Here is a 13730-nt window from a genome sequence, read left to right on the forward strand (position 1 = left end):
GCGCGAGGCGATTCCAACTGGCTCCTTTCCTCTCTCTCCGGAGGGGGGAGAGGTGGCGCTGCGAAGCAGCGACGGAGTGGGGGAACCACTTGGCAAGAAAACACCGCCGTCACCTCAATGGTCGCGGTCGTCATCATCGTCCTTGGCGGCCTTGCCCTTGCCCTTTTTATCGCGGGCGAGGTTGGAAATGTCCTTGGCGTCGCGCAGCACGTCGGTCATCCGTCCGAGCGAGCCGCCTTCGATGCCGATCTCCTTCATCAGATTGTCGATCATCGGCGCCTGCACCCGGTAACGCAGCGCCGAATCGATCACCTCGTCGGTGACGTTGCGGTTGCCGCCGGATCCGCCGTTGATACCGTCGACATGCAGGATCTTGATGCCGTCGATCTTCTCCATCGGCTTGACGCTCTCGCGGATGATGCCTTCCATGTGATCCAGCAATTTACCGCGCAGGCGCCCGGCGCGCGCCTCGCTGGAGAGAAGGTTCTCCGCTTCGTTGATCTGCCGATGGCCGGTCGCGTCGACCTCGTAGCGCTGGGCGGCGGCAAGGGCGTGGATCTTTTCCGATTCCGCGGCGGCGACGGCCGCGATCTTCTGCGCCTCCGCCAGGCTCTTTGCGGCCTTCATCTCGGCGTCGGCGGCGGCCGTCACGCGAAGGGCCTCGCGCTCCGCCTCTCGGCTGGCGGCGATCAGGTCGGTCAGCTTGCGGCGCTCGGCGATCTCGCGCTCGCGGGCGGTCAGGGCCTGTTCCTCGGCCTGGATGGCCTTGGCGCGAACGGCTTCCGACGCGGCGATCGCCGAGGAGCGTTCCTGCGTCTTCTTGGCGATGTCGATAGCCTTCTGGATCTCGGCGATCTCGATCTTCTGGTCGCGGTCGACGCTGAGCTGCCGCAGGTCCCGTTCCTTGATGAGGCGCGCCTCCTCGATGCCGCGCTCGGTGGTGATGCGGGCTCGCTCGACCTCTTCTCCAGCCGAGATCTCGGCTTCCTCGAAGGCCTGGCGCTTGGCGATCTGCAAGGCTTCGAGATGGCGTTCCCTGGCGATCCGCACCTCGTCGACGGCACGTTCCTGCTCGATCCGCGCGGTCTCGGTTGCCTGGTTCTCGACGATCTCGGCGCGGCGCTTCTCCGCCTCCGCCTTGGTTACTTCGAGCGCCTTTTCCGCTAGCGCGATCTGGCGTTCGAGCTCGGCTATTTCGAGCGACTTCTTGCGTTCGATCTCGAGCCCGCTCTGCGCGCCTTCGCGCTCGATGCGCGCCTTCTCCAGCGCAAGCCCGAGAGCGATCTGTTCGCGCTCGGTCAATTCGCGCATCTTCATCTCGGCCTCGTCGAGCGCGCGGCGGCGCGCGATCTCGCGGCGCTGCGTGTCCTCCTCGCTGCGGATGCGTTCCTCGGTGATGCTGCGCTCCTGGGCGAGGCGCGATTTCTCCACCGCCTCGCGCGCGGAAAGTTGCGCCTGTTCGGCTTCCTGGTCGCGTACGGCCCGTTCCCTGGCGAGCTCGGAGCGCTGCGCCGCGCGGCGGATCTCGACTTCGCGCTCCTGTTCAAGGCGCGCATATTCTGTGTCGCGCTCGATCTCCAGCACCTTGCGCTGGGTGTCGAGGTTCTGGTTGCGGATGTCGACCAAAGTGCGCTGCTCGATCTCGTTGCGCATGCGGCGCCTGGTCTCGATGGACTCCGTCAGCTGCGTCAGGCCTTCGGCATCGAAGGCGTTGGACGGATCGAAATATTCGAGGCTGGTCTGGTCGAGGTCGACGATGGCGACGCTTTCCAGTTCCAGCCCGTTGGCGGTCAGCGAATCCGAAGCAAGCGCGCGGACCTTGTCGGCGTAGTCGCCGCGCAGCTCATGCATCTCTTCCAGCGTCATCTGCGCGGCGACGGTGCGCATGGCGCCGGCGAACTTGCCTTCCAGCAGTTCGCGCAGGCTCTCGGGCTGCAGCGTGCGGCGGCCGAGCGTCTGCGCCGCCGCGGCAACAAATTCCCGGCTCGCGCCGACGCGGACGAAGAACTCTGCGATGAGGTCGACGCGCATGCGGTTCCTGGTGATCAGCGCCAGCGCGTCCTCGCGGCGAACCTCGATGCGCAGCACACCCATGTTGACCGGGGTGATCTCGTGCAGCACCGGAATGACGAAGGCGCCGCCATTGACCACCACCTTCTCGCCCAGGAAGCCGGTGCGCACGAACGCCGTCTCCTTGGTCGAGCGGCGATAGAGCCATCGCAAGATGTAGACGGCGATCACCACGACGACCGCGGCAACGATCAGCCACAACAGGAAAGCGCCAAAGCTCTGCGCGTCCATGATTTATTCTCCCCTACACAATCCGGTCAGTGCCAGGCGCCCGGCACCAATTTCGAAGATCCGTCCGCCGTCCGGTAAAGTCCAACTGTTCATGCCCGCCTCTGCAGCTTTGGGCCGATCGCGTGGAAAGCGCTGATCACCGCATCGACAAAGGGCGTGTCGTTGATGTTGGCGCGCACCCGCTCGACATGGCGTTGCGGCGTCCTGCGAACGGTCCGTTCGATCGCTTCGAACAGAGCGTTGTCGGCTTCCGGATCGTGAAAGGGCTGGCCAGGCGCATCGAGCAGCGACACGCCGCCCTCGGGCAGCAGGAAGCGCACCGGTCCGTCCATGGCGTTGAGCCGCCCGCCGATCCATTCGCCGAAGGCCCGGTTCTCGTCGCGGGTCGTGCGCATCAGCGTGACATTTGGATTGTGAATGACGAATTTGCGGCCGCGGAACTTTTCCGGCACGGTCTCGCGCGGCCCGAAATTGACCATGTCGAGCGCGCCGGCCGAGCCGACATAGGGCAGCCTTGTGCGGATCGCCGCTCCGAAACGATCCTCGGTCGCCGGGAAGACGCCGCCGACGATCATGTCGGCCACTTCGGTCGTGGTGAGATCGAGGAAGGCCGATAGCAGCCGGGAGTCGGCGAGATTCTCCATGGCGCGCCCGCCGATGCCGGTGGCGTGGAAGACGAGGCAGTCATAGTCGGCTTCGAGCCGTTTCGTCACCGCCTGCACCGCCGGCGTGGTGACACCGAACATGGTGATGCCGAGGGCAGGGCGCGCCAGCTTGCGCCTGGCGTCCCACGCCTCGGCATTGGGCAGTTGCGCGACCATGCCGGCCATGGCGTGGGCGGCGTTGGACAGCACCTGCTCGGTGATCGAGTTCAGCCCCTGAACATCGGCGACCGAATGGAACATCATGATGTCGGCGCCGCCGACATATTTGGCGACGTCGCCCGCAGCCACCGTCGAGACCATCAGCTTGGGGATGCCGACCGGCAAGACCCGCATGCCGGACGTCGCCAGCGTCGTGCCGCCGGAGCCGCCCGCCGAGATGATGCCGCCGATGCGCGGTTCCCGCTCGATCCAGCGCGCGAAAGCCTCCGCCATGGCGCCGACCGAGCCGCCGCGATCGTCGGTGAAGACGGCCGAGGATCCGCGCGGGTGCATGCCGGCCACCTGCATGGCGGGCACGTCCGCGCTCGACGGCTTTCCCGACGTCGACAGGTCGACGGTGCGCACAGGCAGTCCGAGCGACTTCAGCCGGTCGGCGACGAAGCGCAATTCCTTGCCCTTGGTGTCGAACGTGCCGACGACCAGCACGGTTTTGCCGATGCGCTCGGCAAAGGGGATGGCGAAGACCTTCCTCGGGTCGTCCTGGGGCGCCGTCTTGTCGACGGCCGCCTGCCTCAGTTCGGTGACCGGCACGTTCCAGCGGTTGGGCAATTGGGTGACGGGCCGATAGACGCCGTCGCCCCCCGCCGGCTCGAGCGATCCGGCGGACGCGCGGTCGACGCGATAGACGGCCGCCAGTTGCTCCTTTGCCTGTGCCGCTTCCGTCGGCGTGACAGGCGCTTCCTCGGCATGGCGTCCGACGCCGAGCAGCCGCTGCTGCAGGTCGCGGTCGACGGCGAGCGCGGCCGCGTCCATCAGCCGGTTGATCCGGCCATTGACCATGATCGCGACCTGGCTGGAGACAGCGGTGGCGACGCCGATGTTCTGCTCGATCACGAGCACCGCCATCTCGCCTTCGGCGGCAAGGTCGACCAGCATCTTTTCGACCTGGTCGACGATGATCGGCGCCAGCCCCTCGGTCGGCTCATCCATCACCAGAAGCTTCGGGTCGCTGAGGAGCGCGCGCGAGATGGCGAGCATCTGCTGCTCGCCCCCCGACAGCTGCGATCCGCCATTGTGCCGGCGCTCCGCCAGGCGCGGAAAGGTCTGGTAGACACGCTCGACCGTCCAACTCGCGTCACGCCGATTGCCGCCGGCAAGGCGCAGATGCTCGTCGACCGTCAGGCTTGGCCAGACGCGCCGCCCCTGCGGCACATAGCCGACGCCAAGGCGGTGGATCTCGTGCGGTTCGAGCGCGGTGGTCTCGCGGCCGTCGAAGCGGATCGAGCCGGAGCGCGCGCGCTTCAGTCCGACGATGGTATTGCACAGCGTCGACTTGCCCATGCCGTTGCGGCCGACCACGGAAAGCACGCCGCTCTCCAGCGTCAGCGAAATCCCCTGCAAGGCATGGCTCTCGCCGTAGAAGACCTGCAGGTCTTCTATCTTCAGCACCGCCCTGGGGCTTTTGCCGGCGGGGCGTTCAGCCATGCTTGCCTCCGAGATAGATCTGTTGGACCTCCAGATCGGCCTCGATTTCCTGCGGCGTGCCTTCCTTGAACAGGTGCCCATTGTGCATCATCGACACGTAGTCCGCCACGCGCAGGGCGACGTCGAGATCATGCTCGATGATGATGAAACCGATATGCTTCGGCAGCGCGTTGAGGATGGCGACGAGGTCGCGCCGCTCGGTCGGCGAAAGACCCGCCGCCGGTTCGTCGAACAGGATGAAGCGCGGCGCGCCGGCGAGCGCCAGCGCGATTTCCAACTGGCGTTGCTGGCCGTGGCTCAGCGTCGCCACCAGTGCGTCGCGATGGGCTTCGAGATGAACCGCCTCGAGGATCGATCGCGCCTGCACCATGTTGACGTCGGCGGCGGTGGGCCTCAGCAGCGAAAACCGCTGGCGCGAGACGCCTCGGCAGGCGAGAAAGATGGAATCGAGGACCGACAGCCCCTTGAGCAGCTGCGAGATCTGATAGGTGCGGCGCAGGCCGCGGCGGATGCGCTCGTGCGGCGGCAGGTCGGTGATGTCCTCACCGAAGAAGCGGATGCGTCCGGCCGTCGGCAGGAAGTCGCCGGTCACGGCGTTGAACAGGGTGGTCTTGCCGGCGCCGTTGGAGCCGAGGACCGCGCGCCGCTCGCCGGCCGCGATCCTCATATCGATGCCCGAGAGCGCCACCAGCGCTCCGAAATGCCGCGCCACGCCATCGAGCTCCAGCGCGTAGGCACTGGTGCTTTGCAGACGGTTCGCGGCCAGGTTTTCGGTCACTGACGATGCTCTTGGCGCGTGCCGTTAGGGGCAGCTCGGATTGTCGCGGTTGACCGCCCCGAGCTTCATGAACTCGTCCTCGGGGATGCCCAGCGTCTGGTTGACCTGCGGCACGACCTTGACCAGCTTGTTGAGAAGAGTGCCGTCCGAGCCTTCGGTAACCTCGGTCAAGAAGATGTCGGCGACGGCGTTGCGGTTCTTGTCGAGCGACACTTTGCCGGTCGGCGTGTCGAAGGAAAGCTTCGACAAGGCCTCGCGCAACTTCTTGCCGCCGTCGGAGACGTCGCCGCCAACCTGGTCGAGCGCCAGCAGCGTCGCCTTCATGTTCACATAGTAGCCATGGGCGAAGAGCGACGGCGAGGGGAAGGCTCCCGGCTGCTTCTCGTAGGCGTCGACAAACGCCTTCCAGGCCGGCGCGTCATTGGTGTCGGCGGTCGGTCCGGCAGACGGCGTGCCTTTCAGCACATCCTTCAGCTTGCCTTTCGAAGTCAGCACGGTCTGGTCGACGGTGATCGAGCCGCCGATGAGCGGAGCCGAGCCCCCGGCCTGCTGGTATTGGGTCAGGAAGTTGACGGCGTCGGCGCCGCCGAGCGCCACATAGATGGCATCGACATCCTCGGGGATCGCCGCGATGACGGAGGAGAAGTCCTTGTTGCCGATCGGCACCCAGGATTTCGACGGCACGTGCCCGCCGGCCTTGCAGAACTCGGCCATGAAGCCGAACACCTGCGTGTAGGGGAAGGAGTAATCCTCGGCGACGGTGGCGACCTTCTTGTAGCCCTTGTCGTTGAAGGCGTAGGTGCCGAGGCCGGCCATCCACTGCGCGCCGTCGGTGGAAAAGCGGAAGAAGTTCTCGGCCGGATTGCGCAGCGTGGTGTCCTGCGCTGCCGAGGTGCCGTTGATGAACGTCACGTCCGGCTTGGTCTTGGCATAGTCCTTGACGGCGAGGCCTTCATCGCCCGAAAGCGGGCCGACCAGCACCTTCACGCCGTCCTGCTCGACAAGCTTGCGCGCGGCGCGCACGGCGCTGTCGGGCGAGGCGTCGGACGAGCCTTTGACGATCTCGATCTTCTTGCCGGCGACGGTGCCGTTGGTCTCGGCGACCGCGGTCATGGCGCCGCGTTCGCCGTCCTCGCCGAGCACCGTGAACGGCCCCTCGAAAGTGGCGAGCAGGCCGATCTTGATCGTGTCGTCGGCGGCGAGCGCCATCGAAGGCGCGGTCAGCCCGGTGAACAGCGCCAGGGCCAGCAGTGTACGTCTGTGCATTTTCGGTTCCTCCCGTTTGATTGGTCAGCAGTGCTTCATCCGCGCCAGCCGCTAGGGGCCGGCGCGCAAGGATCCCTGGGCAAGATGTGGCTTGATCCTCCCCCACAACCCAAGAATTCCATCCGGTGAGACGAAGACGATCGCCAGGAACACCAGGCCGATCAGCGTGTTGAAACGCTCGGCACCGACGATGTCGATGGCGAAGGTCTGCATCAGTATGACGACGATCGCGCCGACGAACGGCCCGATCGGATGGCGCAGGCCGCCGATGACGGCGATGATCAGGATGTCGATCGCCACGTCGACACCGATAGTGCCGGGCGAGACGCGCCCGTTGAACCACACCAGAAGCACGCCCGCCAGCCCGGCGAGGATGCCTGCCAGGAACCAGGCGAAGACCTTGTGCGCGGTGACATGATAGCCCAGCGCCCGCATCCTTCGCGGATTGTCGCGGATCGCCTGCAAGGTCATGCCGAAGGTGGAGCGGGAGCCGTAGAGCACTGCCGCGTAGGACAGCGCCGCAAGGCCGAGACAGAGGTAATAGAAGGGTCTCGGATCCCGCCAGTCGATGCCCCAGAACACCGGCGCGTGAATGCCGGCGTAGCCGGAATGGCCGTTGAAGATCGCGTAGTTCTGCTGGGCGAAGTAGAAGGTCGCCGTCGCGATCGCCAGCGTGATCATGAGCGTGTAGATGCCTTCCGTGCGCACCGAGATCCAGCCGATCAGCGCCGACGACACCGCCGCCGCGGCAACCGCGAAGGGGACGACGATCCACCAGGGCCAGCCGAAGCCCAGCACGTTGGAATTGTTGCTGCCGAGGATGGCGACGGCGTAGGCGGCGATCCCGGCGACCGTGATCTGCGCCAGGCTGAGCATTCCGCCATAGCCGGCCAGCAGCATCAGCGACAACGCCAGCACGCCGAAGATCATCGAGTAGCCGGCGATCTGCGTCAGGAAGAAATCCGATGCCACCAGCGGATACAGAACGAGCGCGACGGCAAGGATGACATGACCCGCGCCGATCTTGTCCAGCCAGTTCTGTTGCGGCACCGCGCCGTCGGCGACCGTGGTCAGGCTCATCTCGCCTTCCCCATGATGCCTTGCGGCCGCACCGCCAGCGTCACCACCATGATGACGAAGGTGAGCACCACGCCGTAGGTCGGGAAATAGACCAGGCCGATCTGCTCGGCCAGCCCGATGAGCAGCGCTCCGATCGCCGCGCCGGTGATGGAGCCCATGCCGCCGACGATCACCACGACCAGCGAGGCAAGCAAATAGCGCACGTCCTCGCCGGGTGCGACCGAGAGGGCCGATCCGCCGACCACGCCGGCGAAACCGGCAAGCCCGGCGCCGACCGCAAAGACGATGGCGAACACCGCATGCACGTTGACGCCCGAGGCCGACAGCATGGCGCGGTCGTCGACGCCGGCGCGGATCATCATGCCGACGCGGGTCCTGTTGAGCATCAGCCAGAGCCCGACTCCGATGACGATCGCCGCCGCCAGCACGACCACGCGGTAGAGCGGATAGGTCAGGAAAACCGAAGCGCCGTTCGAGCGCACTGCTGTGATGACTGGCAGGGTCAAGGCGCCGTCGAGCCATTCCGGCGTGGCGATCTGGTAGGTGCCGCCGGCCCACACCGCCAGCATCAGGTCCGCGGCGACGATCGAGATGCCGATGGTGACCAGGGTCTGTCGGAGGTCGTCGCCCTCCAGGCGGCGGAAGACGAAAACCTGCATGGCGACGCCGATGATGGCCAGCACCGCAAAGCCGGCGGCGACGCCGAGCAGCCAGTAGCCGGTGCGGCTGGTGACCTCGTAGCCGATATAGGCGCCGAGCAGGTAAAGCGAGCCGTGCGCCAGGTTGATGTTGCGCATCAGGCCGAAGATCAGGGTGAATCCGCTGGCGACCAGGAAATAGAGGCCGGCGAGCGTCAGGCCGTTGAGGATGGCGCTGACGAAGGCCTTCTTGGAGATCAGGATCGCGTTCAGCCAGGCGGGCCAGACGGCGAAGACCAGCCAGGCGACGATCGCCGCGGCCAGCAGGCCGACCAGGCCCCAGGCCTGGCGGCGTGTCATGCCGCCGCCCGACAGCTGCGAGGACGATGGCTGGTCGAGTATGCTCATGCGGTCAGCCGCCGGCGCTGCTCGTTCATGCGCGGCGCCTTGTGGAACTTACCGTCTTTCATGATGGCGAGGATGCGGTTCTTGTCCTGCAGGATGCGCACGTCCGAAATCGGGTCGCCGTCGATCAGCAGGATATCGGCGAGGTAGCCTTCCTTGATCAGGCCAAGCTCGTCGCCCATGCCCATGATCTGGCCGCCATATTTGGTGCCGGCCTGGATCGCCTCCATCGGCGAGAAGCCGAGCATCTCGACGAAGGTCTGGATGTCCTTGGCGTTGGTGCCTTGCGGCGTCCAGGCAAAGCCGTAGTCGCCGCCGATGCACACGCGAATGCCGCGCCGGTGCATCTTCTTCATCGTGTCGACGCACATTTCAAGCTCTCGCTCATATTCGAGCGACAGCGGCGAGCCGGGCTTGATGCCCCATTGCTCGGCGTACCGCGCGGTGTTGATCAGCCATGCGATGCCCGGCGCCACGAAATGCTTGTCCTTGACCGCCTCGAGCATGTCGAGCGCTTCCTCGTCGGCGAAGGAGGCGTGGTAGATGTTCTGGATGCCGTGGCGCACGCACTGCTTGACCGAGCCGGAAGAGCGTGCGTGCGCCGACAGGACCTTGTTGCGGCAACGCGCCTCGGAGGCGGCCATGGCGACCTCCTCTTCCGACATCGGCGTCTCCTCGGCGCCCATGCCGGTGATGCTCTCGCCGGATAGGTTGAGCTTGATCGAATCGACGCCGTATTTGATCAGCTGGCGCACCGTGCGGCGGATTTCCTCCGGACCGGAGACGACGATGCCGAGATTGAGGCCCTCATGCGGAATATGCGAGGGCGCGGAATCGCCGAGGCCGCCGACCGTTGTGATCTCCGGTCCCGCCGCGAGGTAACGCGGTCCGGGAAACCGGCCCTGGTTGATGAACTTCTTAGCGACGACGTCGAGCCGCGGCTTGGCGGCGGCCGCGCCCCGGCCGGCGGTGAAGCCGGCATCGAGCACCAGCTTGGCCATCTCCATGGTGACCAGCATGTGCTCCTCGATTTCCATCATCTGGATGGGATCGATGCCGGGCGCGTTGTTCCAGGACAGATGCAGATGCGCGTCGATCATGCCGGGCATCAGCGTCGCGCCCATGCCGTCGATCACGGTGACGCCCCCTGGCGCGCCGCCATTGTAGGAAGACGACGCGGAGGAGCCGAAGCGGGACGAGCCCTTGGTGATCTGCTTGATGCGGTTGCCCTGCACCAGCACCTCGCCGGTGTAGGGATATTCACCTGATGCGTCGAGCACGCGCACATTGGTGAAGAGCGTGCTTCCCGACCCGTTTCCGGCCCAGTTTTCGTCTGCCATAACAAGCCTCCCAACTTGCCGAGCGCGTAAGTCTACGCCCGATCCGAAATCCTCACCTATCAACCCGTCTCAAAAAATCGGCGAGCTTCGAGCTGCTCTCGCGCGGACTTTCCACCGTGGCCCAGTGTCCGCACCGATCGAGCGAGGAGAATACGGCTCCCTTGATCTTGTCGGCAAGCGCCTGGGCGACGCCTGGCGGATTGACCGTGTCGGCATCGCCGGTGACGAGCAGGGTCGGCGCCGAAATCCGGCGCGCATCGACAGCTGTCGCCTTGGCCAGGGCCTCGCAGGTGCGGGCATAGGATTCGGGGTCCTGGCGGGTGATCGATTCCCGCACGAAGGCCGCTGCCGCGGGCGATGTCTCCCTGGTGTGCGCCGAGATCGCGTTGGCGACGATCTGATCGGCGATGTCGGCGATGCCGCCGGAGCGTGCCAGACGGGCTCGGTTGGCCAAGCCTTGCCGGGTCGCTTCCGCAGGTTCGGCCAAAGCGCCGAACAGCGCGAGCGAAGCTACCAAGGAGGGCTGTGTCGCCGCGATCTGCTGGCAGATGATGGTGCCCATCGAATGGCCGACGAGGTGCGCCGACGTTACGCCCATGCCGGCCATGGCGCGGATCACGGCTTCGCTCATCCCTTCGATGGTGAGCGGCTCGATCGGCTGCGGCGAACGGCCCGAGCCCGGCAGGTCGAGCCGGACGACGCGGTAGCCCGACAGCGCTCCCATCTGCGGCTGGAACATGTTCGAAGTGCCGCCGAGGCCGTGGATCATCACCACGGCCGCGCCTTCGCCTGTAACTTCCCCGACGACCTGGCCGACAGTCACGGTCGTCATTGCGGCCTCTCCACGAAGCGGTTCTCCAGCGTGCCGATGCCGTCGATCTCGATGCGCACGACATCGCCGGGCTTGAGATATCTGGGCGGGTCGAAGCCGATGCCGACGCCGACGGGCGTGCCGGTGGCGATGATGTCGCCGGGCTTGAGCGTGATACCTTGCGACAGCGTGGCGATGATGGTCGGGATATCGAAGATGAGCAGCGATATCCTGGAGTCCTGGCGCAGGTCCTCGTTGACGAAACAGCGGATGCCGGCGCTGGCGAGATCGAACTCGTCCCTGGTGACGGCCCATGGACCCATCGGACAGAACGTGTCCTGCGATTTGCCGATCAGCCACTGGCTGTATTTGCCTTGCAGGTCGCGCGCCGTGACGTCGTTGATGATCGTGTAGCCCCAGATGTGGTCGAGGGCTTCCTCTTTCGAGATGCCGCGCCCGCCCTTGCCGATGATGACGGCGAGCTCCGCCTCATAGTCGATCGCTGTCGACACGGAGGAGTCGATCAACACGCTGGCGTGGTTGGGGACGACCGATTCCGGCACTTTGGAGAAGATGATCGGGTGTTTTGGCACCGCGCCGGCGCCGGCGCTGGAATCGAAGCCGCTGCGGGCGAATTCGTGCGCATGCTCGTAATAGTTCTTGCCGACGCAGAAGATGTTGCGGCGTGGCTGTGGAATCGGAGCTTCGATCTCTACGCCCGCCAGCGGAACCGGGGAGAGGGTGCGCGGCAGGCCGGCTCCGTTGCGTTCGATCAGCGCCAGCAATCCGGTCTCGGCGCGCTCGACGGGGAAATCGAAGGGGGCGACAGTCTGGGCGGCAAGATCGACGAGGCCGACCCGCCTTTCGCCGGCGAGCGAGAAAGTCGCGACCCGCATGAATTTCCTCCCGTGAACCAATTTTGAGCCAATTTTCTGCTCTTTTGAAACACGCTAGCGCCAATTGGCTTAGGCCGCAAGCCGGATTCGGATTGGCTGCTTGAAATAATTCCAACGCTCGCGGCCGTACAAATGTGGGCCTGTTTGCAGGCCTGCATGATGGACGGGCGCACGAAAAGCTGCTATGAATGGTTCATCATTGGATCAGATAAACGCTGCCAAATATGCCCAAGCTGGTTGCCAACGACATCGCCATCGCCTTGAAGAAACGGATTTCGCTGGGCGAATGGATGGAAAACGGCCGTATGCCGCCCGAGCGTGACCTGGCGAGCGAGTTCGGTGTGGCGCGCAACACCGTGCGCCGCGCCGTCGGCCTGCTCGAGGATGACGGCACGGTCGTACGGCATGTTGGTCGCGGAACTTTTTTGACGGCAGCCAATCCCGATTCCATGGCCGCGACCGTCGCGCGGATGGAAGGGACCAGCCCGGCCGACATGATGGAGATCAGGCAGTTGCTGGAGCCGGCGGCGGCATCCTTCGCCGCGACCAACGCAAGCGCCGGCGAATTGAACGCAGTGCGCGAGGCGCACAAGATCGCCTGCGCATCCCAGGATATGCCGACGTTCGAGCACTGGGACGCGGAATTTCATCACCGCATATTCGCGTGCTCGCGCAACGACTTCCTCAAGGAGATCCACAATCTCATGCGCGTCCTGCGCAATCAGCGGCCGTGGTTCGAGATGAAGAAGCGTTCCTTCTCGGAGGAACGCCGCGCCACCTATTGCAGCGAGCACCAGCTCGTCCTGGATGCCTTGCTGACGCGCGACTCCGAAGGCGCCAGCAACGCGATGCTGACGCATCTGAGGACCGTCGAGCGCAATCTTCTGGGGAGGTAGTCGCCCCGATGAAGGACCCCGAGTCGACATCGCATGAGGATGCCACTATATAGCGCCTGCTCCAGCTAAAGCCGGGGCAACGTTGACCGGAAAGCTGTGACACAGTCTGTGCTACCCATCGTGATACAAATGCGCTGTCGAACATAGAAAAAAGCCAGCAAAAACAACAACGGCGGCCTTCTGTCGATCCCGGCCAACAATGCCATCATTCTCAACGATCTGAACGTGCACCTTCAACCCTTCCATTCCTTCGGTTTCGCGAACCACGGGCAAGATGTCTTGCCGGTCGAGGCCGACTCGGCTCGAATGGGGGGCGGACGTTCATGGCTACCAACCGGCTTAGCCGCTAGGGAAGAAGCAGTATGAGTGAACATGCGATCGAGTTCTTGCGCGGATGGATTGGCGAGAAAGTCCAATGCCAGCATTCGCCGATCAAGATCGAGCAGGCCGAGACCCTTGCCAAGGAGTGCTGCGCCAAGGCCGCCGAGGCAGGCATTCTCCTGGAGGACATCCAGGAAGAGGTCGGCGACATCCAGGAACTGATCGCGTCGCGCCTCGAGGAGGCCGCCGAAGAGGGCACCAGCGAAGCGAAGCCCGACAAGCCGGCGGAATAAACAGCCGCCTGCCACACGCCGGCTCTTAGAGCAATTCCAAGAAAAGTGTGTAACGGTTTTCCGTCCGGAATTGCGTAAAAACAAAAAGATAGAGCGTTTCCGTGAAACGCTCTATCCGAATTTTTCCTTCAGCCACGTCTTCGGCTGCGCCGGCACGAAATTGCCGTCGCGCCCCGTCATATCCTCATTGGCGACCAATGCGTTGAGGATCGCTTCCTCGACACCTTGCACGACCGCGTCGAAGAACGGGTCGATGTCGACGTCCGGGATGAACTCCGCGCGGGCGATGCGGCCGGAAGCCGCCTGGGTGGCCTCCGGAGCGCGATACTGAAGGAGCGCAGGCGCGGCTTGCCCGATGGCGTGCGAAGATGCGGGTCGTGGTTGCTCATGGAAACC

General features: G+C 64.9%; 11 protein-coding genes and 1 pseudogene. 2 read left to right on the forward strand and 10 right to left on the reverse strand.

The features are described 5' to 3' along the window. Positions 1 to 114 precede the first annotated feature (114 nt). The 9 genes from FJ414_RS09570 to FJ414_RS09610 form a co-directional block, all read right to left on the reverse strand. On the reverse strand, positions 115 to 2301 hold the full coding sequence (locus FJ414_RS09570) for a flotillin family protein (protein WP_140643853.1): 2187 nt from the start codon (positions 2299 to 2301) through the stop codon (positions 115 to 117). Positions 2302 to 2390: 89 nt separating this feature from the next. Beyond that, positions 2391 to 4610, reverse strand: coding sequence for an ABC transporter permease (locus tag FJ414_RS09575; protein ID WP_140643855.1), 2220 nt, complete (start codon positions 4608 to 4610; stop codon positions 2391 to 2393). Then, the gene (locus FJ414_RS09580; protein ID WP_140643857.1) at positions 4603 to 5388 is read right to left on the reverse strand and encodes an ABC transporter ATP-binding protein; all 786 of its coding nucleotides are present in this window, start codon (positions 5386 to 5388) and stop codon (positions 4603 to 4605) included. The genes FJ414_RS09575 and FJ414_RS09580 overlap by 8 nt, the downstream gene beginning before the upstream one ends. Positions 5389 to 5412: 24 nt before the next feature. Then, positions 5413 to 6654 (reverse strand): ABC transporter substrate-binding protein, encoded by a 1242-nt coding sequence (locus FJ414_RS09585; RefSeq protein ID WP_140643860.1) that lies wholly within the window; start codon positions 6652 to 6654, stop codon positions 5413 to 5415. Between the two features lie 51 nt (positions 6655 to 6705). Continuing rightward, positions 6706 to 7734 (reverse strand): branched-chain amino acid ABC transporter permease, encoded by a 1029-nt coding sequence (locus FJ414_RS09590; protein ID WP_140643863.1) that lies wholly within the window; start codon positions 7732 to 7734, stop codon positions 6706 to 6708. Next, positions 7731 to 8732, reverse strand: coding sequence for a branched-chain amino acid ABC transporter permease (locus tag FJ414_RS09595; RefSeq protein ID WP_181181582.1), 1002 nt, complete (start codon positions 8730 to 8732; stop codon positions 7731 to 7733). Before FJ414_RS09595 ends, FJ414_RS09590 begins: the two co-directional genes overlap by 4 nt. Before the next feature lie 44 nt (positions 8733 to 8776). Continuing rightward, entirely contained in the window at positions 8777 to 10117 is a 1341-nt protein-coding gene (locus tag FJ414_RS09600; RefSeq protein ID WP_140643868.1) for an amidohydrolase family protein, read from the reverse strand. A gap of 52 nt (positions 10118 to 10169) precedes the next feature. Continuing rightward, positions 10170 to 10949 carry an alpha/beta fold hydrolase gene (locus FJ414_RS09605; RefSeq protein WP_140643870.1) on the reverse strand — a complete coding sequence of 260 codons (780 nt, stop codon included), beginning with the start codon at positions 10947 to 10949 and terminating at the stop codon, positions 10170 to 10172. Beyond that, the gene (locus tag FJ414_RS09610) at positions 10946 to 11824 is read right to left on the reverse strand and encodes a fumarylacetoacetate hydrolase family protein (RefSeq protein WP_140643872.1); all 879 of its coding nucleotides are present in this window, start codon (positions 11822 to 11824) and stop codon (positions 10946 to 10948) included. Before FJ414_RS09610 ends, FJ414_RS09605 begins: the two co-directional genes overlap by 4 nt. Before the next feature lie 224 nt (positions 11825 to 12048). Between FJ414_RS09610 and FJ414_RS09615 the strand changes: the two genes are divergently transcribed. Next, a complete protein-coding gene (locus tag FJ414_RS09615) occupies positions 12049 to 12720 on the forward strand; it encodes an FCD domain-containing protein (protein WP_140643873.1) in 672 nt (223 codons plus the stop codon). Between the two features lie 362 nt (positions 12721 to 13082). After that, positions 13083 to 13334, forward strand: coding sequence for a DUF768 domain-containing protein (locus tag FJ414_RS09620; protein WP_140643874.1), 252 nt, complete (start codon positions 13083 to 13085; stop codon positions 13332 to 13334). Between the two features lie 111 nt (positions 13335 to 13445). Here the strand turns inward: FJ414_RS09620 and FJ414_RS09625 are convergent. After that, positions 13446 to 13640 (reverse strand): annotated as a pseudogene (locus tag FJ414_RS09625) (P1 family peptidase); the annotation flags it as partial. Positions 13641 to 13730: the final 90 nt, after the last annotated feature.

This window comes from Mesorhizobium sp. B3-1-6 (assembly GCF_006439555.1).
GTDB lineage: Bacteria > Pseudomonadota > Alphaproteobacteria > Rhizobiales > Rhizobiaceae > Mesorhizobium.